The organism is Rheinheimera sp. EpRS3 (genome assembly GCF_001513785.1).
GTDB lineage: Bacteria > Pseudomonadota > Gammaproteobacteria > Enterobacterales > Alteromonadaceae > Alishewanella.
This window is the reverse complement of the sequence record NZ_LNQS01000009.1, coordinates 389,030-410,401: the sequence shown is the minus strand read 5'-3', so window position 1 is coordinate 410,401 and position 21,372 is coordinate 389,030. Positions and strand designations below refer to the sequence as shown.

Sequence of the window (21,372 nt, the reverse complement as noted above, 5' to 3'; positions counted from 1 at the left end):
ACCGCTTTTATCGCCAGCCCGTAAAATCAGCTTAATGCCTTAACTATGTTTTGCAGTTGCTGTTTTGACAAAGCCTGATGCACTGGCAGTTGTACCAAATATTGTTGATAGTTGCTGGCAATGCCGGTTGCTGGTGTTGCCAGCTCTTCCCAGCGCAGCACCTGAATTTGCTGCTGACGCAATCGCGTAAAGCCATGAATGTCATGCAGTAAAAACGGCAGTACGTAAGGCACATCCTGCTGTGTCAGTGTTGGGTATAATACCCGCCCCGCACTGCTGTGCTGCAACTGCTGTGCAAGATACTGATAATTCTCCCGCCGCTGCCTGCTAATGGCGGCGTAATTACTGCGTAACATCAGCCAGCGGCTGGCTCGCAAACAATCGGCCGTTTGCATAGCAGCACGAAAATAACGCAAACCTGCATCAGCAGAGCCAGTTACCGGCCGGTTACCGGATCGCAGCGCTTTTAATTCTGTTATAAAATCCGGTGCTACCTGAGTTGAGCCGCTATAACCGGGCAGATATAACACGCCACCATCTGCACTGCCGAGCGTTTTAGCAACACTACTGACACTGGCGCTGATAGCTGGCGGTTGTGACGCGCAGGTTTGCCAGAAATGCACCAGGCTGTGTGCGTTATCTTCAATTACTTGTTTGTTAGCGGCAAACGCTGCCTGAATAAGCTCATCAGCATTCTGGCTAAAACCAAAGTAACGCACCACCACCACATGGGTTACCTGCGGGCTAAGTAAGTGGCTAAAAGTAGCAATATCGGTGCTTAAATTGGCCAACTGCGGGTAAAATACGATTTTATAACCGGCATAAATAAATGGCTCTACTAACGCCGGACAATGATAAGCCGGTAACAACACGGTATTTTGCTGCGCGCTATGCTTTAAATGCAAAGCCGCTGCCGCCAGCGCATATCTGGCACGGCTGAAAGTGCTGACATCGTTAACCGGTAGCGGATGTCGCCGTAAGCTACTGCCTTCTAAGCTAAAGGCGGGTTCTGCTTTAATCAGCGAAGGCGGGAAATGTTTGGCATCCATTAGCGGCGCAGAAAATTGTACAGGCATTGACTCAGTCCATGAATTCACACCCGCACTATGCTATAGCAGTACCACCGCACAAACAACAACACAAATAGTTGTCATTGTCACAGCGGCCTAAATACAAAAAGTACCAAGATACAAACTTGGTCATCGCCTCAGCAACGGTTATCATAGGGCTTGCTCAGGTTTAAGCACAAGGAAGGCAAAGTGCAACAACACCCCCTCAGTACCGGTTTTATCCAACTGCAACAGCGGCAGTTATTTCTTCGCGCCGTGCAAAACAGCACTGACAACGGTCATGCCATTTTGGTTATTCCACCTTTTGCCGAAGAAATGAATAAATCCCGTCATTTGGTCAATGCCGCTATGCGGCAGTTGGCTACTGCCGGTTACAGCTGCTTTATGCTGGACAACTATGGCACTGGCGACAGCGCCGGTGATTTAGATCAGGCCAGTATAGATATCTGGCGCGATGATCTCTGCCAATTATTGCTGCTGTTGCAGCAACAGGGTTACCAAAGCGTCAGCTTTATTGCGGTGCGTTTTGGGGTGATACAACTGTTCGACTTGCTGAATAAATACAGTTCACCGTTGCCGGTGCAACAACTGGTGTTATGGCAACCGGTATTTGATGTCGGTAAATTCTGGCAACAGTTTGTCCGGTTAAAAGTGGCAGAGGCCATGGCTGCAGGTAATAAAACCAGCCAGAAAGATCTGGAGCAACAACTTAACAGTGGCGAAAATATCGAAATTGCGGGTTACCCGATAAGCCCGGCGTTTTATCGCAGCCTGCTGAATATCAACAGCAGCATTCCGGCGCAGTTAAACAGCGTTAATCTGCACTGGCTGGAAACGTCGCAACTGGATACCGTGGCCTTACCCGTACAAAAAATGCGTGAGCAACTGCAACAACACTGCCAGCTAAACTATACCCAGCTAAAAGCCGAACCCTATTGGCAAACAGCCGAGCTGGCCAGTGCAGAGCAACTCATTGCCCTGACACTACAGCACTTAACTGAAGGCGCGTAGCATGACTGAACACTATATCAGCCTGGCAGGCGCCGGTTATCAGCTAAGTGCCATTTTACATCAGGGCGCAGCAACAACCGGCGTGTTGTTAATTGTGGGCGGGCCACAGTACCGTGTTGGCAGCCATCGCCAGTTTGTTAAGCTAAGCCGCTATCTGGCTGCGCAAGGCGTACCTTCAATGCGGCTGGATACTGCCGGCATGGGTGATAGCAGCGGCAGTAAAGCCGCGTTTTATCAGCAAACGGCAGATATTGAACTGGCAATTGATGCTTTTTTCCAACAGTGCCCGCAACTAACACAAGTGGTGCTATGGGGCCTTTGCGATGCGGCCAGTGCCATTTTGATTAAACTCAACCGGCCAGATCCACGCGTCAGTGGTGTAATACTGCTAAACCCCTGGGTGCGCCAGCAGCAAAGCCATGCCAAAACCATGTTAAAACACTACTATTTAAAGCGCCTGTTAAGCCGGCAGTTCTGGCATAAGCTATTTGGCGGCGGTTTGGCGCTGCGACGCAGCCTTGGCTCGTTCTGGCAGACATTACGGGCCAGCAAAACCCGCACTGCTGCAGCTACTGCCCAGCTTACAGTAACAGAGCAAAACTATGTTGCGGCTATGCTTAGCGGCTGGCAGCAATTTAACGGCAAAGTGTTGCTGATCAGCAGTGGTAACGATTTAACGGCGCAGGAGTTTTTGCAGTTATGTGCCGACAACCCAGCCTGGGGTAAGTGTCTGCAGGCTGCCGGGCACTATCATATCAGTGATGCCAGCCATACCTTCTCTACAGCGCTTTGGCGCGAGCAGGTTGAGCAACAAAGCTATAATTTTGTGCAGACCACAAACTAAGTGCTGTTAATACCGTTTGGCTAAATAACGCCAGGGAGCAGGATGCTTATGTACAGCAATAACAACGAAGCCGCTTTGCACAAATGGTTACTGTTGGCTTGTGTGCTTTATCTGGCCTTTATTATATACGGCAGCCTGGTGCCGTTGCATTATGTCGCGCTGCCGTTTAACGAGGCAGTAGAGCGGTTTTGGCACATTCCTTATTTGCAGCTTGGCATACGCTCAAGAGCAGACTGGGTAGCCAATATTCTGCTATTTATCCCGTTCGCTTTTTTACTTTGTGCGCTTAGCTTCCGCCCCGGCGCAACTGCACTAAACTCGTTACTGGCTGGCGTTATCTGGCTGCTTTGTGCAGCTTTGGCCGTGAGCATAGAATTTACCCAGTTGTATTTTCCGCAGCGAACAGTGTCCATCAACGATATTATTGCTGAAACCTCCGGCGCCATGCTGGGTATCATTCTGTACAGCTTCAAAGGCCGTCAGCTAAAACAGTTTTTGGCTTCACTGGCGCTTATTCGTGGCCATGCTTCGGTAGTCACTTACCTGCTGATTGGTTATGTTGCCATTTTTATACTGTACAACCTGTTACCGCTGGATCTGACGTTAAGCCCGGTAGAGCTGTACAAAAAATGGCGCGAAGGCCGCATTGTATTGCTGCCATTTTCCGGTTACCGCGGCTCTGCAGCTGAAATTGGCTACGCGGTACTAAGCGATATTCTGCTTTGGTGCCCTATCGCCGTGCTGTTGTATCTGCAACAACAGCAGGCAGGCATCCGGTTGTACAGCAAGGTGCTGTTACTGGCGCTGCTGCTGGAATTTTGCCAACTGTTTGTCTATAGCCGGGTTACTGATATCAGTGATGTGCTCTGCGCCTTAATTGCCACCTGGTTAAGCATAACGTTACTGCGCTTATGGCAGCACAAACTCGCCGGTGAAACAGACGCAACTGCTGCACAGCTTAAACACGGCTTGCTGTGGAGCCTGGCGATACTGGCTTACAGTTTGTTTGTTTTAATATTATTCTGGTATCCGTTTAACTTTAATTTCGACTGGGCTTTTATCAACCAAAGATTGCAAGCTGCACAGGGTAAGGTGCTGCTGGAATCGCTGTACTTTGGCACTGAGTACCGTGCTATTACCGCACTACTGCAAAAACTACTGGTGTTCTTCCCACTTGGAGTACTACTGGCACTGTTTCAACGCAAGCTGTCGCTGCGCTGGCAGCAACAAACCCTGCAGATTGTTGGCAGTATTTATGTGATTAGCCTGGCATTATTATGCGAAGCCATGCAACTGGCACTGCCCGGTAAAACTGTGGATATTACCGATGCCATACTGCAAACAGGTGGAGCTGCAGCAGGCTTTGGTTTTACTGTTTTTTTCGTCAGCCGCCTGCACCGGCCAGAAACCGCAGAGGTAAATAGCACCAACGCCGCAGCGCCAGGCTTATTCACTTTGCCACCAGCCAAAACTGCAACAGGGCTTTACATAAAGCTAGCCAGCCATTTGGCTATATCCATGCTGGCCATGTTTTTGTTAAGCCGGTTGCCGGTAATACCCTACAATGTGCGTGAACTGCTAAGCGATAATCTCAGCGCTATTCCCGGTTTGTGCCTGATGCTGTACCTGCTGGCTTTACCTGCCATCTTTACGTTTAACAGCTACGCCCGTTTTATCCTTTGGGGCCCTCTGCTGTGCCTTACGCAGGGCCTGGTTATATTCTGGCTGCTGTATGCCACAGTGCCGGCAGAATCACTGTATGACATTGTTGGCATCCCGGTGACAACGCTGCCACGGGCCATTGAGCTAATGCTGCGCTTTATCGGCTTTTTTAGCCTGATCCAGTTTAACTGCATGGCTGCAATGCAATTTATTTATAGCCGTAACAAAATACCCGCCACTATTCTATGGCTGGGTGCGAATGCCGTTGTGGCTCTGCTCTGGTATCTGGCCGTAGTAAAAATGGCGGCAACCGACAATATTGTTGAGCTGCTGGCTGATGGCGGCAGCCTGGTTGCCATAACTGCGCTGACTGCGTGGCTGATGCTGTTATTCAGTGCTGCCGCTTATCTGGCTCAGCAATGCAGTACACCGGTGCATACCCGCTGGAAATATATGCCGCTACTTATCTTATTTGTGCTGCCACTGTCTTGGTGGCTGCTGCAAAACGCTACTGAAAGTGTTATCGTTAAATACCAGCAAGCTTACTCAGCGTTACAATTTTTGCTAAGTACAGACAGAACCCAGTATGCCGCTCCGCTGCAATTATTTATGCGTTACAGCCTGGCTTTTATCACACTGCTTGGGCTGTTGTGTTGGTTTTTTATTCCGGCTATAGCGCTGCGGCGCACTATAAAATTCTCGGGTTCAGGGGCTTAACCATTCCATGCTAAATAGGTTATCGCGCTATTTTCTGCGCAGCGTATTGTTGTTAGCAGTGCTTACCGTGGCTTTGTTTTTTCTTATTACATCAAAACCAGTGCTATCACAGCGTACTATAGAAGCCAGCGACGTTAATACGGCGCAACGCGTGCTGTCTGACACGGTGCAACACTTAGCGCAGCCCAACGGCAATATAAAACTGGTTTTTGAGCAAAAACAGTTAGACGCGTTGATGAACGTCGCCAGCTATGCCCTGCCACAAGTAGAGTTCAGTGGCGTGCTTAATCCGTTTGGTGTAGCTTTGCATGGTCAGGCAAACCTGCCGCTGAGCTGGCCTAAGCGCGGTGTACAAACTTCCTGTTTGTTTATGCCGTCAGACAAAGGTTTCGCTATTGAACACTGTAAACTGGGTGCAATAAAGCTACCAGGCTGGATTGCTAACCCATTGCTCAGGCTCATGGTACGCTCGGTCATTGCCGCACCGGCAGATCAGCAGCTGCTAGCGTTGTTTGCCAGAGGCGAGCTGATAAATAACCGTCTACACTTTGAGGCGGCTAATGCCAGCCCGATTAAACTAAGCCTGCATCCGCAAATTCACCGGCCATTTGGTTTGGGCCAGGATCAGAGCGCGGCAGCACAAGATATTGAGTTTTACCTGCAACAGTTAAGGCAATTACAACGCCAGCATAAACGCGAACGCCGGCTGGCATTTTTTGCTCACGAGTTGTTACTTGTTGCTACAAACCGGGCTGATAACAGCGATTTGGAAACCGAGTATAACAACGCGCTATGGGCTTTGGCCGTAGCATTTGCCAGCAAAAGATTTATTTACTACGCCAATCCTGATGTAAAGCTGCAGCAGGTGCCGAATATGCCCCCCATGCTGCTAAACGGCCGGCGCGACCTTACCCTACACTTTTTATATTCGGCGGTACTGCAAATGCTGGGTAATACTCAACTATCGCAGCAAATTGGCAACCTGAAAGAAATCATGGATGCAGACCGGGACAAAGGTGGTTCAGGCTTCAGCTTTGTTGATCTGGCGGCAGACAGAGCTGGCACCCACTTTGCTGAGCACCTTGCATCAGTAACACCGCAACAGCTAAGCCAGTTTAACAGCCTGACTTTTGAACAAGCGATAATGCCGCCAACGCGAGATTTACCGGAGGGGCTAACTGAACAACAAGTACAGCAGCAACTTGGCGGTTATAACGGTGCCGGCTTTAAACAGCTGGAGCAGGAAATTACCCGGCGCATTACCGCGTTAAAACTGTATAACAGCCAGCCAGAGCCGGCTGAGATTTAAAAATCATCGCGGTAATAGCGCCCGGCGTTAAATTGCTGCACGATATTTTTTATCCGCAGCTGCACGTCATCAGGCAACTGTTTGCGCCACTTATAGGCAGATTGCAGCGGGTCTTTAGTGGTACTGTAATAAGCGCTGTTGTCGCTGCCATGAACTGACTGCGCCAGATATTGCAGACATTGCTGATCTGCTTTTAAGCCACAAAATGCCAGGCACTGCTGCAACACCTCTTGTGGTTTTTTACATAAGCTCTCGTACACCAGTACCATGTTGCTGCTGTCACCCGCACATTGCGCCAGCGCAAAATCATTAATAATGCCCCAGCGTACGGCCAGCCGCTCTTCTTTAGTCATCTGCTTTAAACTGTCCAGACTAAAGCGCTGCTCGCCACTTTGCTGCAATAATTTACTGTACAGATCCCAGTCTTCCCAAATTGGTAAACCACCATCAAACAAGCCGGCGTCCTGCCCTTTTAACGTAGAGGCAATATGGCCACAAGGATGGCGTAATATGTGGATACTGCGGGCTGGCACTAGCTGTTTAATCGCCGCCATACGGCCAAGCGACTCGATTGACTTCCAAACAATTTGTTGCTGCACAGATTGCAACCGTAAGGGTTTGATAAACCGGGGCGCACCTAAGCGGCCAGCTATTTTAGTGGCATACGCACTGCCCAGAAACAACAACCAGCTAACCGGGTTAAGGTAGTCTTTGGCAAAAAACGGCCGCGAGGCAATCACTTTTTCCGCTTTGCTGGCAAACCACAACTCAAGTTGTGACTGCAGCGGATACTGTGTGGCTTCATCTGCCTTTAGCAATAACGGAATAGCGATATTGGGCTGCACGCTGTCTGGCTCATGCAAATAGTATGTCTGGCGCTGTGCATCAAACAGTTTACCAAGCCAGGTAGTGCCTGAACGGGGCATGCCAAATAACAGAATACAGTGTTTACTTGTCATTAAAATATCCTTATTAAGCCCGTAATGTTGCTGATTATTCACACCTGAATAGCAGGTTTTCAAAACTGAAAATAAATAAAAGGCGCTTCGCCCGATCCCAGCATAAGCATACTGTAAAGTAATAGCACTATGACTGAGGCCTGCAGCAGTTGTGGTATGGTCAGATAACGCTGTTGCCACAATGCAATATAATGCTGCGGGATCAAATGCAGTATTACGGCCACCAGCAACGCCACCGCGCCGGCAGCAGTAAGATGAAACGATAACGCCATGTTATGCCAGATAGCCTGTAAATAGCCACCCGCATGATGCAGATCCTCAGCCCTGAACATTACCCTTAGCAAACATACCAGGAAAAACGTTCTAAGCACTGCCAGCGCCCAACGCCAGCCTGTTTGCTTGCCAAACCAGCCGTACTTACGCATATAGCGCTCAAACGCCACCAACACGCCATGGCAGAAACCATAAAGCAGAAAATTCCAGCCGGCGCCATGCCATACCCCAATGGCAACAAAGGTGAGTATCAAATTGATATAGACATTGCCGCGTTTACTGCCACCCAGCCCGTGATAAAGGTAGTCGCGGAAAAAAGACGACATAGAAATATGCCAGCGCTGCCAGAAATTAGAAATACTGTCGGCCAGATAAGGCCGGTTAAAATTCACCGGCAACTGATAACCCAATAAACGGGCGCAGCCCCTGGCAATGTCGGTGTAGGCTGAGAAATCCAGATAAACCTGAAAACTGTAGCCAATTAATGCCAATACTAAAAACACAGACGACTGGTTAGCATAATCAGCAAAGGCAGGGTCAACCAGATGAAGTGCCAGTACATCTGCCAGAAGCACTTTTTTTATCAGGCCACGGATAATAAGCATCACACCTTCCTGCTGCGCAGCGCTGTCAGCATAAGTATGCTGTGCCAGTTGCGGCAGAAAATAACTGGCGCGTACTATTGGCCCGGCAACCAGTTGCGGAAAAAATGATACAAACAGCGTAAAGTCGGCCAGCGAGTCAACAGGGTCCAGCTGCCGCCGATAAATATCTATGGTGTAAGACAACGCCTGAAAGGTATAAAACGAGATCCCCACCGGCAAAATAATATGCAGGATATTAATATGCGATGACATACCCAGCATAGAAGCGACAGCATCCAGATTAGTGAGGAAGAAATTAAAATACTTAAATAGCCCCAACACACCCAAACTAAACACCAGTGATACAGCTAACCAGATTTTTGGCCGAGCCGAGTACCGAATTAACCGGCCACAGTAAAAATTCACTGCCGTCATAGCGAACAGTAGCGCACCAAAACGCCAATCCCAGCTCATGTAAAACCAGTAACTGGCCAACAGCAGCAGCATTTTCTTTTGGCCGTTATGTTGAATAAGCCGCAGCAAAATAACCAATGCGATTAAAAACACATAGAAATGAAATGACGTAAAACTCATGGCGCCACCTGCCGGGTGTCTTTTAACACCTGCGCCAGTGCCGCAGCGATAGCCTGCTCACCTTTAGCTGAAAAATGCACGCTGTCAGTAAAGTATTCGCGCCCGCCAGGCACCTGCTCTGACAAACGGACATAATGCACATCAGCGTACTCAGCAGCAATTTGCTGTTGCACTTGGTTGTATTGTTCAAACACCTCGGAAAACTGCCCGACTGTTAAACAAGGCGTGTAATAAAGTGCTGAAGCGGCCAGTTGCTGCTGTAACTGCAGTGGCTGATCTTTACGAAAGGCCCGTAAATTTTCAGCAAACAGTATGGTTTTAACCTGTCGCTGCTGCGCCAGTTTAACTATCTGCCGCAGCGAGGCAGCATATTGCTGCAGGTAAGGGTTAAGATCGGGCATCGGGGAATATTTGTAAGGCACGTAGCGTAAATCTGTGCTGTTTTTCAACAGCAAATCCACGCTTAACAACCATTTGGGTGCCTGTAACTGCGGCAAAGCGTAACTTTTAGCAGCGCCGTTTCGCTGACATAAACGGCCCACATCGTTACTTAAACCAGAATACAGAATTAACACATCTTCAGACAAGCCAGCCAGCTGCTCTGCATACAGCAAATACTGGCTGCTGATATCGTTTCCCGGTATACCGGCATTAATGACTTCAAGCGGTATATCACTACTGATCCGCTGCAATATTGCCGGAAAGGTATCGTCGTTAGTAGCAGCATAGGCGCCATAAGTGCTGGAGGCACCCAGTGCAATAACTCTGATGTTGCTGTTTGTTTTAGGCCCTACAGCAGCAGAGCGCAGCCCCAGCTGGTTGCTTTGTACTTTAATGCTGCTGCCTTCAAACTCAACATCGGCTGCCAACAACTGATAACCATTGTGCTGCACAAACAGCGAGCCTTGTGCGCTGTTGTCAGCGAAGGCTGCGGTAAGAATACTGTTGCCAAACTTCAGCTGCGCTCTAAGTTGTAATAGAAACTCCATCAGCATAAATAAAATCAGCGCCAGCAATAACGTTTTCCATATCTGACTGTCCTTAGCCATGTTAACGCTCTCTGTTTAGTTAGCTCTCTGTTTAGCTCTGTATCAGAGTAAAATCTCAACCACTGCCGGATGGCCAAGAAAATCCTGCGGGCTGGCCGTGGGGCCATAAGCACCGGACTGATACACCACAACCCAATCTCCCACTTCGGCGACCGGCAGGCTTACCTTATCCGCCAGTATGTCCAGTGGCGTACACAAAGGCCCGACGACAGTAACCAGTTCAGTATCTGCTTGCTGCATTTTATTGCCAATAGCCACCGGATAATTTTTGCGGATCACCTGGCCAAAATTGCCAGAGTTAGCCAGATGGTGATGTAAACCACCATTACACACCAGATAGGTTGTGCCACGGGACACCTTTTTATCTACCACCTGACAAGCATAAACGCCAGCCTCTGCCACCAGATAACGGCCAAGTTCAATCACCAGCTCAATACCGGCAAGCGCTTGTTCGTGTTGCTGTAGTAATTGTGTCAGCGATAAACCAATAGGCTGTATATCAAGCCGTTTTTCACCAGGGAAATATGGAATACCAAAACCACCACCCAGATTGATCAAATCAGGCCGGTATGGGCAAGCGGCTACCAGTTTAGCTGCCAGATCAAATGTAAGCTGGTGCGCTTCTGTCAGTGCTTCAGTTTTTAGATTCTGCGAGCCGCAGAAAATATGAAACCCACGCAACTTCACCGGCATAGCAGCTATCTGGGTCAGCAGCTCAAACACTTGCTCTTCATCAATACCAAAAGGCTTAGCACCACCGGCCATTTTCATGCCTGACGCTTTGAGCTCAAACGCCGGATTAACGCGCAGTGCCACCTGTGGTGTCACTTTGTGCAACTCTGCCAGACGGCAAATACGCTGCAGCTCGCTGGCCGACTCCACATTTAGTGTAACGCCGGCGGTAATAGCGGCGGCAAGCTCGGTATCGGTTTTCCCCGGACCGGCAAAACTGATATCGGCTACCGGCATACCGCTTTGTATCGCCAGCAGCATTTCTTTTTGCGATGCCACATCAAAGCCGTCTACTAACGGGCGCATGTGCTGCACAACAGGCCAGTATGGGTTGGCTTTTACCGCATAGTGCAACTTAATTCTGTTAGGGATTGCCGCCCTAAAACGTTGGATCTGTTGGTTTATAACCTGGCGGTCATAAGCATAAAATACTGTTTTGCCAAGCATAGTGCTAATAGCACTAAGGCTGAAACGGCCCAGCAGCAGATTATCGCCCTGACAGCTAAACTGCGACATAAGCTCATGCTGTGGCGCTAGTGGCCGTGTTTCTGTATTCAGGGTACTACTCATCTGGATACCTCATTAAAATAACCCCGGTACTGCTCTGACAATAGCTTACGGTCAATTTTACCATTGGCATTTTTCGGTAAACCCGGTTGCAAAATTAACGCTTTGGGCTGCATAAAATTAGGCAAACTGCGCTTTAGCTGGGTTGTCCAGTTAGCAATGTCCGGTTCACTACCGTCTTTGCAGGCAAATAACACCAAAATGGCTTGCTCCAGCTCAGGGTGCGGTACACCTATAGCAGCAACATCAACCAGTGCAGGGCTAAGTTGGTAAACGGCCTCTTCCACTTCAGTGGGGCTAACCCGGTAACCTGAGGTTTTAATCATTTCATCGCGCCGGCCAATAAAGTATAAAAAGCCATCTTCATCGCAGCGCACGGTATCACCAGACCACACTGCAAGTTGGGGTAGCTGAATACCTTTAGGCGCTACCGGGTCAAACTTAAATCGCTCGGCTGTTTTATCCGGCGCATTCCAGTATCCCAGGCTAACCAGCGGCCCGCGATGCACCAACTCTCCTGGTTCATTGGGCGCACAGATACTGCCATCTTCACGCACAACCACAATCTCGGCATTTGGAATAGCTTTACCCATAGAGCCGGGCCGCTTTTCCAGCTCGGCTGGCGGCAAATAGGTAGAACGGAAGGCCTCGGTTAAACCATACATTAAATAGGGTTCAGCCTTATTAAATACCCGTTGCAACTGCTGCAACAAGGCTTGTGGCATAGCACCACCGGAGTTGGTCAGATAGCGCACTGTATCAGTACTGCCTTCAACCCAGTTGGCTTTTGCCAGCTGCGCCCATAAAGGCGGCACTGCAGCGATACCGGTTACGCCATGTTGCTGCACCGTACGTACGACATCCTGTACCAGGAAGAAATCCAGTAACACTACACTGGCACCGGTTAAAAATGCAGTGGTCAGCTGGCTTAAGCCATAATCAAAACTCAGCGGTAGTAATGCCAGTAAGACATCATCGGGTGTGTTGTTGAGGTAGCTTGATACGCTTTGCGCGCCCACCAGCATATTGCGGTGCGATAACACCACCCCTTTGGGTTTACCGGTGCTGCCAGAGGTATACAAAATAGCCGCCATGTCCTGATCGGTTGCATGCGGATATAACTGCAATGTTCTGTGGCTGACGTCGGCATAAAATGACTTCAGCTGAATATGCGCCAGCGGGCTCATATCTTCAGCAACGTCAGTCAATAACACCGTATGTAAGTCACTGCACAAATGCAGCTCTTCTTCTAAACTGGCCAGCCGGTCTTTACTGGTAATGAGTACGCGGACATTACAGTCCTGCAGGATATGTGCTACCTGCGCCGCCTTTAAACCCGGGTTCACCGGTACAAATACTGCACCGGCCATGGCGCAGCCAAACAGACTGAACACGGTTTCAAATTGTTTGGGCAGGTACACCGCCACCCGATCAAAGCGCTGAACATCCTGCGCTTGCAGCTGCATGGCAGTTGTTGTTACGCCAGATGCAAGTTCAGCATAAGTTAAGGCGGTGTTTTTAAAGTACAGTGCAGGACGCTTAGGAAAACGCGCAGCAGACTGGGTAACGATATCGTGGAGATTTTTGGTCATAGTATCCTTCAGACCTTTCACTTTTTATCCCTTTGTGTGCAATAATAAAACAGTTTTGCGGAAAATCCGACTGTAATTTATCTACTTTTTGTAGTTTAACCGCAGCGGCACCCTTTACGCAAATCAGGGAACTACCTGTCATTTTAAGGAAGCATTATGCCACACCAGCAACTTCTCGCTGATATCTTACGCGCCGTCTTGCAAATAGATAAACAATTTACCGACGATACCCCTTTGCTGGGCGCTATTCCAGAGTTTGATTCTATGGCCGTTATCGCTGTAATAACCGAACTGGAAGAGCAACTGGGTATCCAGATTAATGATGATGAAATATCCGCCGACGTATTTGAAAACTTTGGCCAGTTAAATAAATTCGTCACCGAAAAACAAGCTGCCTGACATCGCATTATGCCTTATATGGTACAGCGTCAGACAGTAAAACCTCAGGTATAAAGGACACAGTATGCAGAGTTTTTCCCGTGTATCAGTAATAGGTTTGGGCTATATAGGTTTACCCACCGCCGCCGTTATCGCCTCCCGCGGTGTGGAAGTGCTCGGTGTTGATGTTTCAGAGCATGCGGTTAATACCATTAATCAGGGCAAAATTCATATTGTTGAACCTGACTTGGATATGCTGGTACAAGCAGCCGTTACCACCGGCAAGTTAAAGGCCTCTCTGACGCCGGAACCGGCTGAAGCTTTTATGATAGCGGTGCCCACGCCGTTTAAAGAAAATAAAACCCCGGATTTAAGTTACATTAAGGCTGCGCTGGAAAATATTGCTCCGGTTATTGCTAAAGGTAACCTTATCGTACTTGAATCAACCTCTCCGGTTGGTACTACCGATAAAATTTCAGCCTGGCTGGCTGAGCTGCGCCCTGATCTGGTTATGCCACACCAGGACCCGGACAAAGCCGATGTTTTTATTGCGCACTGCCCTGAGCGCGTATTACCTGGCCGCGTGTTGCAAGAACTGGTCAGCAACGACAGGATTATTGGCGGCATTACCGAGCGCTGTGCGCAAAAAGCCGTTGCCCTGTATCACCTGTTTGTACGCGGTGAATGTTTGTTAACCAACGCCCGCACGGCAGAAATGGCCAAGCTGACCGAAAACTCGTTCCGCGACGTTAATATCGCCTTTGCCAATGAACTGTCGATGATTTGTGATCATTTAAAAATCAACGTCTGGGAATTGATCAAGCTGGCTAACCGCCACCCAAGGGTTAATATTTTAACACCAGGCCCGGGTGTAGGTGGTCATTGTATTGCTGTTGACCCATGGTTTATTGTTGACTCCGCGCCAGAGCAAGCGCAGATTATCCGCAAGGCGCGTGAAATTAACGACAGTAAACCGCTGTACGTGATTGATAAAATAAAGCAGGCTGCTGATCAGTTTAAAAAGCCGGTAATTGCCTGTTTAGGTTTAGCCTTCAAAGCAGATATTGACGATTTACGTGAAAGCCCGGCACTGGATATTGCCATGTCGTTGTTAAAAGACAATATTGGTGAAATTTTGCTGGTAGAACCTAATATTAAACAGTTACCGAAAAAATATGCCGACCACAATGCCCGGCTAACGTCTTTGCCACAGGCTTTAGAGCAAGCCAATATTTTGGTGGTACTGGTCGACCATAAGCAGTTTAAAACTCTGCACCCGGTAGATGTAGCAACCAAAGTTGTTATTGATACCAGAGGCATTTTCGGTTAACGAAAACCATTTCGCTACAAGGAGTGTAACTATGAAAAAAACTACCCTGCTCGCCAGCGCTATTATGCTGGCGCTGCTTTCCGGTTGTGGCAGTAAAGATGCAACAGAGCATTACAGTGATGCGCTGAGCTTTATTCAGAACAAGCAATACAACGCCGCTGTAATCGAATTGAAATCAGCTGTGCAACAAGAACCAGAGAATGCAGAATACCGTTTGGCTCTTGGTTTACTCCAACTGCAGATTGGCGACAGCATATCTGCAGAAAAAGAGCTGGCCCGCGCGCTGAGTTATGGCACCGACAAACAAAAAGTAGCGTTACCGCTGGTTCGCAGCAGCTATCAGGCGGGTGATTACCAGGCAGTGCTGGAGCACTTTTCTGATGAGACGCTTGCACCTGAATTGCAGATTTACGTCGATGTATATCGTGCTCTGGCTCATCTAGAACTAGGTGACGCTGACGCAGCGATAGCACTTTTTGACCAACTGGCAACACAAGACAAGTTCAGTGATGCCACAATTTATGCTCAGGCGCATTTGCTTATTGCTAACCGGAATAACAGCCAGGCGTTAGAGGTCATTACTCAGGTGCAGCCTGACAGCATACTTTATGCCGAAGCATTATTTCTGCAAGGCAGAACCCAGTTAGCAGAAGAGCAGCATGTCGCCTCCATTGAAAGCATGCGCAACTATCTGACACTGGTCCCCAACAACTTACAAGCCCGCCTGATGCTGACGCAGAACCTGGTCAGTACAGAGCAGTTTGATTTAGCCGATAAAGAATTAGCCCTGCTACTAAAAGCGTTTCCAAATCAGCCGTTTACTAATTATCTAAAAGCGGTGCTGGAGTATGAGCGTGAGAATTACACTCTGGCCAAAGAGCATGTTGAAAAAGCCATCAATAACGGCCTGCGTAATACCAGCGCACGTATTATTGCCGCATTAGCTTCACTGAACCTGGGGCTGGAGAGCCAGGCATTAAACCATCTGAGCGCAGTAGAAAACCAGTTGCAGCAATATCCGCCGTTGCAAAATCTTTATGCTTCACTGCAGTTAAAGTCTGGCCAGCTTGATCAGGCTCAGGCGGTTCTGGTTAATCAGGATCCGCAGGCGATGGATTACAAATTACTTGCAGCAACGTCATTTCAACTGATTAAACAAGGCTCCGGCAGTGCAGCACAAGAGCTGATTGCTAAGTATGAACTGAGTGAAAACAGCAAGGATGTCACCTCGCTGGCAACCTTAGGCCTGCTTAAAATGGGCATTGATGGCCAGGAGTCAAGCGGCCTGCGAGACCTTGAACAAGCCTTACAACTGGATCCAAGCCAGAATCAGACCCGTGTTGTGCTGGCGATAAGTTACCTCAGACAGAAAGAGTATGACAAAGCATCAGCGATAGTTGACGAGTGGCTGTCTGACGAAAAACTGGCCGTTGTTGGCTACAATCTGAAAGCTTATGGCGCTATGCTGCAAAAGCAGTTCACAGAAGCTGAAGTGTTTCTGGAGCAAGCGCAGCAAGCCACTCCTGACCAACCTTTTACCTTACTGTTGCAAGCCCTTGTTGCCGGAACAAAAAGTGATTTTGTGCAAGCAAAACAACTTCTGGTTAAATCGATAGAGAAACATCCAACTTACCTGCCAGCTTTACAACAATACTATGCGCTGAGCAAAGATGATGACAAAGGCGCTGACGCCATAAAACGGGCTGGCGCAATCCTTACAGATAACCCGGCCAACAATGCACTGCGGTTAACGTTAGCCCGCATGTACTACCAGCAACAAGACTTTAAAAAAGCTATAGAAACCATTGGCGATCCATCAGCCAATATGGTTAATGCCACTGCAGCTTACTGGCTGACCTTGATAGACTCACATGCCCAGCTTGGTAATCAGAAAGAGGTGCTTACACTAAGCGAACGCTGGTACCAGCAGGAACCGGAAAACCTGCGGGCGGCATATTTCTATGCCACCAGCCTCAGCCTGGCTAAGCGGCATGCAGAGGCGATAAATGTTGCGGATAAACAGCTGGTTAAACATCCGAAAAACCCGATGCTGCTACGTAGCAAAATAATGGCACTGTCTGAATCTAAAGACTATACCAAAGCATTGGATACCTTCAAAAACCTGACCGATAACGACGCAGCAACAGCTGAAATGCAGTTTTTAAAAGGCCGGATACTGTTTTTAAACGGCCAGATCCCACCGGCTGTTACGGCTTTTAATCAAAGCTATCAGTTAGCACCAACCGATCAGACCGCCATGTTTATTGCTGAAATTTACTCAAAAGACTACTCACATCAGCGTGCTGTAGAGTTCTTAGAGGGCCATTTTAGTAAAGCCCCTGCCAGCGGCAACCTGAAACTGTTTTACGCCAACTTATTGCTGGAGTCTGATAAGAAAAAAGCTTTTGAGCTTTATGATGAAATTTTACAGGCGTCACCTGACAACTACATCATACTGAATAACTATGCCTGGATTCTGGCAGAGCAAAACCAGTTGCCTGAAGCTAAGCAACATATTGAGAGAGCAATAAAGCAAGCGCCAAAGCATCCTGATGTATTGGACACTTACGGCAAAGTGCTGATGAAGATGGACAACTTGCCCGACGCTATAAAAGCTTTTGAGCAATCTCTGGCGATCAGACCAGAGAATGATCTGGTTAAGCTAAATTATGCCGAAGCACTGGTGCGGGCAGATAATAAAAGCAAAGCTAAAACCGTGCTGGCTGATGTAAAAAGCCGGGATGCCGAAATTATCAAGCGGGTTGAAGCCATTAACAACATGCTGTGATAAGAACAGCAGTGCCGCAGCAATGCGGCACTGCTTCAGCTAACAATACATTTACTATAAAAAATATCTCCTGCTACTGTCACGTAATTTTACAACATCAGTTTTCCACCTTACTAGCAATAACGTAAATCATTGATTAAATACAACAAAAAAAGTTGGCACCAAAAGTGCTTATATATAAGTCGATTGCTTGAGGATAAGTTTGCAGGGAAACCCAGCTAACTTGTGTGGAAACTTCACTAAGGAAATTAAAATGAAAAAATTACTTGCAGGATTAGTTTTAGCTGGAGCAACGGCGTTTAGCGCCAGTGCTTCAGTAATTACATTTGACGATAGCTCATTTGGCGGTTCAGGCTCTACCATGTTCGACGAAATCGACTGGGATCCGGATCTGGCAAATGTTGAACAAACCGACTCTAACGGCAATGGTTCTATTTTCGGTGGTGCAGATGACTTTATGGAGTTTGGCCAGACATTAATGGTTAACTTCAAACAAGCAGGTATGCCGAACTTTTTACCTTCAGCATACGAAGTATTTCTGGATTATGAATTTGAAGGTACGGCCGAAGCATTCCCTGATTTTGGTGGCTTAATTCAGGTTTTATTTGCCGGTGGTTCTGCCACTTTATGGGCTGACACAACTGTAAACGGTGCTTATGATGCCGGTACCGCTGCAGCTTTAGGTACTTTCTCACTGTCTAGCGGCAACTGTATGACAAGTGTTGCAGGTGTTGGTGCATGTGATATCACCATGAAGTTCAACGCTAACCCAGGTTACTTCTACTACAACGGTAACGATATCTCTGGTAATGAGTTTGTATACTCACAACTGATTGTTACTGTGCAGAATATTATCGGTTTATCACCAAACTATAACGGTGTTCCGGGTTCTACTCAAGAATTCCAAATCCGTCACGATGGTAACCAGACTTTCAGCGTACCAGAGCCAGCAAGCTTAGCATTGTTAGGTTTAGGTCTGTTAGGTTTGCGTCTGAACCGTCGTAACAAAGCCTGATTTATCAGCGCTGACAAAAAAGGGCATCTGATGATGCCCTTTTTTATTGTCTTTTACACCGTGCCTGCTTATTAAACATTTTTTGCACGGTATCTCTGCTTTAATCTACCAGTAATTGTTCCAGACTAAACCGCAACGAGCGCGAAGCCGGTTGCTCACTACGTCCTAACCGGCCAAAGAACACCTTGTTAGTAAATACCTGTGGCGGCAATAACGCTGCCAGCTTTTTATCCATTTCTACTGCGTTATCGAATGCCTGTTGATTTGTAGTAAACTGCAGCTTGTCACGTAAATAACCGGAAAAAATAACCGGTGTCTGCTCAGGCTGAAAACCTAAATTTAACTTAGCCGCTGTAAGCCAAAAGCGCTGTAAAGCGCCCCCGGCAGCAAATTGCTGCGCCAAGGTTACCGGAGCATCAGCTTCAGTGCTGTACAGCACAAAGTGTGCGCTGCAGCGTAGGGCTGGCAATAAATCAAGTTGTAACCTGGGGGCTATTGTTCCGCCCATATATTTGGCCATAAACTCAAAGCGCCCCCAGCTTGCCAGCGCCCATTTCATCAGTTTTGCAGTAGCCGCATCAACCCCAAGTGCCTGCTCAGGAATTTTGTCTATACTGAACCGCTTACCCCAGTCGATGATTTTGCTATGTACATCATAGCCCTCTTTCATAATCAGCCGGGTGTAAGCATTACCATATAACAACTTAGCGATAGTCCAGCGCTGCGCTGTACTTTCAAACCAATGCACCGCAAAGCCGGCTGGTAAGGCCATTTCAAGCTGACGCTTCTCCTCTGCGCTTAGTGCCGCAGTGCCCATTGGCCTGCGCTGCACAGTTCGGGTTTCAATATAGGGAGCAAGCCCATCAGCTTTAATGCTGCTGTCTTGCAGCAAAGTAATTTTGTATACCGGATGCTCTGCATCAGAGCAGTCGATATCACTGATTTCCAGCTGATATCCGCGCTCAGAAGCTGCGATGCGGGCGGTTTCGAGTAAAGCACCGTGAGCCATATTACTGGCAAAGCCATTTAAGTCGTATACCACATCGTGCCGGGTGTCATTACCCAGAATGTCACAACTTAGCGCCGATGTAGGTCGAAAGCGCCAGCATTGGGTGTTGTCGCCACTGGGTGCCCAGCGGGCTTTATCCAATACATAACGCAGCGGATCCTGTTCTGGTACTGTTTTAGGCGCTACCTGGGCAGGCTGATTCAGAAAATACTTCCGTCCCAGATAAAGTGCCAGCCGGTTTATTGGATTGGCATTGCCAAAGGGCCGCCAGCTAACTTTATAGGTATTACGATAAGCATCAAACTGCAGGCTTTTTGGCGCGGCAATAACTTTACCCCGGTTAAGCATCAGTTTTAAGGCTTGTGTTGCTGCAACACCGGCACACAGCTCGCAGGCCATGATAGTTGATGGCCCTTTGCGCTCTGGCAAATTAATACTTTCTGGTACTACTAAATAGGCACTGTGCAATCTGGCTGGCGATAGCCCGACAAAAAAGCGCAGATACTGCTCATTTTCATCACAACCATCAAGCAGAAAATACTGCTCAAATGTCATCTTACCCGGAAGAAAATTCAGGTTTGCTACGCCCATTCCCAAAGGAGCTGCGGTTACCGCCGGAATGCCTGCATCATAGGCTTTTCTGAACATCAAACTTCTGATTTTCAGCGCAAAAAAGTCAAGCCCATCAATATAAACATCAACATCCTGTAGAAAGGCGTCGATATTGCTTTCAGTAACACCGTCTGCAAAAGTAGTTATTTCCAGATCAGGGTTAATATCCAACGCCATTGCCACCAGCGTATCGAGCTTTTTCTGACCTACAGAAGATAATCTGGCACCGGCCTGACGGTTAAAGTTTTCAATATCGAAACTATCAAAGTCTGCTAAATGAAACCGACCAACCCCAAGTCGGGCAAGCGTCAGTAAGTGTGCTCCTCCCACCCCGCCCATACCGGCAATCGCCACGCGTTTACTGGCCAGCAATTGCTGCTCTGCTAAGGTAAGCCAGCCAATATTGCGCGAAAATGCTTTGTAGTAGTCAAAATCGGATGAACTCATACGATTAGTCCTTTTGCCGGGTAAGATAAGGGTAAAGCCTCAGTTGCGGAGCTAACTGGCTTTTGAGCATATGAAACAGTTGTAGAATTTCCGGGTTAAGTGCCGAAATATACTTATGCTCAGGAAGGTAAAACAATGCACGGGTGCCGTGATAATCCATTTCATCACCGATTTGCTCAAACGCCAGCCCCAGCCGCTCAAGGCGTTTTTTCAACCTGGGCTCTACCACCACAAACATAGCCTTGTGATGGCACATTTGTACCAAAGCGATAATGCTCAGATATAAGCCTATGGCAATATTAGGGAAATTTCTGCGCTCTTCCTCTGAAAATACGTCTTTTTCCAGGTTGATCTCGTTGATAACATAAGGGGTATTTTTTTCACCTAAACGACGGCGAAATGCCTCAGGCACAGCAAGCCGGGAAATTTCGCTGAAAGATCCGCGTTCAAACTCAGACAGATCTATTAAATCGGTTCTGACTGATGATAAACAGTGTTGCTCAAACGGCAGTTGATAAGATGGGTGCTCCGGTGGCGGAATAACCAGCCGTGCGGTTCCGGCATACTGGCCAGTCCTTTTATGCAACAACAGCAGGACGAAAGAGTACTCGTCACATTCATCGGTTTCCATACCATTTTCACGCAACGGCTCCCAGCCTAGTTCTTCACAGTACACTGAGTGCCTGATCTTAAAAGACTCTTGTCGTAACGCTGTTGAAGCGGCAAACTTAATTTCAAAATACTGCTTAAAGTTGTCGGCCAGACTGACACAATCCATGATGATATCCAGTTAATACATTAGACTCAGTAAATATAGTAGCCACTCTTTG

Annotated in this window: 16 protein-coding genes; 8 read left to right on the top strand and 8 right to left on the bottom strand. The window is 48.0% G+C overall.

The genetic code is table 11. The annotated features are described in order from the left end of the window. Nucleotides 1-26: 26 nt before the first annotated feature. On the bottom strand, nucleotides 27-1,076 hold the full coding sequence (locus AR688_RS14320) for a DegT/DnrJ/EryC1/StrS family aminotransferase (RefSeq protein WP_068235278.1): 1,050 nt from the start codon (nucleotides 1,074-1,076) through the stop codon (nucleotides 27-29). Between the two features lie 183 nt (nucleotides 1,077-1,259). On the opposite strand from AR688_RS14320, the gene AR688_RS14315 reads away from it, so the two are divergent. From AR688_RS14315 to AR688_RS14300, 4 genes are read left to right on the top strand one after another with little or no spacing between them, the layout of a single operon-like run. Beyond that, nucleotides 1,260-2,081: an alpha/beta hydrolase gene (locus AR688_RS14315; protein WP_068235272.1), complete on the top strand. Its 822-nt coding sequence runs from the start codon at nucleotides 1,260-1,262 to the stop codon at nucleotides 2,079-2,081. 1 nt (nucleotide 2,082) lies between these two features. Further along, nucleotides 2,083-2,925, top strand: a complete 843-nt coding sequence (locus AR688_RS14310) for a hydrolase 1, exosortase A system-associated (RefSeq protein ID WP_082694790.1) — start codon at nucleotides 2,083-2,085, stop codon at nucleotides 2,923-2,925. 48 nt (nucleotides 2,926-2,973) lie between these two features. Next, complete coding sequence (locus AR688_RS14305; RefSeq protein ID WP_068235269.1) at nucleotides 2,974-5,304, top strand: VanZ family protein; 2,331 nt, start codon at nucleotides 2,974-2,976, stop codon at nucleotides 5,302-5,304. Nucleotides 5,305-5,311: 7 nt separating this feature from the next. Next, nucleotides 5,312-6,613: a hypothetical protein gene (locus tag AR688_RS14300; protein WP_068235268.1), complete on the top strand. Its 1,302-nt coding sequence runs from the start codon at nucleotides 5,312-5,314 to the stop codon at nucleotides 6,611-6,613. Here AR688_RS14300 and AR688_RS14295 read toward each other — a convergent pair. From AR688_RS14295 to AR688_RS14275, 5 genes are read right to left on the bottom strand one after another with little or no spacing between them, the layout of a single operon-like run. Continuing rightward, entirely contained in the window at nucleotides 6,610-7,572 is a 963-nt protein-coding gene (locus tag AR688_RS14295; RefSeq protein WP_068235266.1) for a sulfotransferase, read from the bottom strand. The genes AR688_RS14300 and AR688_RS14295 overlap by 4 nt on opposite strands. A 59-nt stretch (nucleotides 7,573-7,631) precedes the next feature. Continuing rightward, complete coding sequence (locus tag AR688_RS14290) at nucleotides 7,632-9,023, bottom strand: MBOAT family O-acyltransferase (RefSeq protein ID WP_068235263.1); 1,392 nt, start codon at nucleotides 9,021-9,023, stop codon at nucleotides 7,632-7,634. Continuing rightward, on the bottom strand, nucleotides 9,020-10,072 hold the full coding sequence (locus AR688_RS14285) for an SGNH/GDSL hydrolase family protein (RefSeq protein ID WP_068235259.1): 1,053 nt from the start codon (nucleotides 10,070-10,072) through the stop codon (nucleotides 9,020-9,022). Before AR688_RS14285 ends, AR688_RS14290 begins: the two co-directional genes overlap by 4 nt. 42 nt (nucleotides 10,073-10,114) lie before the next feature. Beyond that, nucleotides 10,115-11,374 (bottom strand): pyridoxal-dependent decarboxylase, exosortase A system-associated, encoded by a 1,260-nt coding sequence (locus tag AR688_RS14280; RefSeq protein WP_068235256.1) that lies wholly within the window; start codon nucleotides 11,372-11,374, stop codon nucleotides 10,115-10,117. Next, on the bottom strand, nucleotides 11,371-12,963 hold the full coding sequence (locus tag AR688_RS14275) for an acyl-CoA ligase (AMP-forming), exosortase A system-associated (protein WP_068235253.1): 1,593 nt from the start codon (nucleotides 12,961-12,963) through the stop codon (nucleotides 11,371-11,373). The genes AR688_RS14280 and AR688_RS14275 overlap by 4 nt, the downstream gene beginning before the upstream one ends. A 156-nt stretch (nucleotides 12,964-13,119) precedes the next feature. Between AR688_RS14275 and AR688_RS14270 the strand changes: the two genes are divergently transcribed. The 4 genes from AR688_RS14270 to pepA all read left to right on the top strand — a co-directional run bounded on the left by AR688_RS14270 (nucleotide 13,120) and on the right by pepA (nucleotide 18,474). Next, complete coding sequence (locus AR688_RS14270; RefSeq protein WP_068235251.1) at nucleotides 13,120-13,362, top strand: acyl carrier protein; 243 nt, start codon at nucleotides 13,120-13,122, stop codon at nucleotides 13,360-13,362. Between the two features lie 64 nt (nucleotides 13,363-13,426). Next, nucleotides 13,427-14,671 (top strand): UDP-N-acetyl-D-mannosamine dehydrogenase, encoded by a 1,245-nt coding sequence (gene wecC / locus AR688_RS14265; protein ID WP_068235249.1) that lies wholly within the window; start codon nucleotides 13,427-13,429, stop codon nucleotides 14,669-14,671. A 31-nt stretch (nucleotides 14,672-14,702) separates the two neighbouring features. After that, nucleotides 14,703-17,459 (top strand): XrtA/PEP-CTERM system TPR-repeat protein PrsT, encoded by a 2,757-nt coding sequence (prsT, locus tag AR688_RS14260; RefSeq protein ID WP_068235243.1) that lies wholly within the window; start codon nucleotides 14,703-14,705, stop codon nucleotides 17,457-17,459. 253 nt (nucleotides 17,460-17,712) lie between these two features. Then, the gene (pepA, locus tag AR688_RS14255; protein ID WP_068235240.1) at nucleotides 17,713-18,474 is read left to right on the top strand and encodes a flocculation-associated PEP-CTERM protein PepA; all 762 of its coding nucleotides are present in this window, start codon (nucleotides 17,713-17,715) and stop codon (nucleotides 18,472-18,474) included. A 100-nt stretch (nucleotides 18,475-18,574) separates the two neighbouring features. On the opposite strand, the gene AR688_RS14250 is transcribed toward pepA, so the two are convergent. Beyond that, nucleotides 18,575-20,542, bottom strand: a complete 1,968-nt coding sequence (locus AR688_RS14250; protein ID WP_068235237.1) for a ThiF family adenylyltransferase — start codon at nucleotides 20,540-20,542, stop codon at nucleotides 18,575-18,577. A gap of 4 nt (nucleotides 20,543-20,546) precedes the next feature. Further along, nucleotides 20,547-21,320, bottom strand: coding sequence for a PEP-CTERM/exosortase system-associated acyltransferase (locus AR688_RS14245; protein WP_068235234.1), 774 nt, complete (start codon nucleotides 21,318-21,320; stop codon nucleotides 20,547-20,549). Nucleotides 21,321-21,372 lie beyond the last annotated feature (52 nt).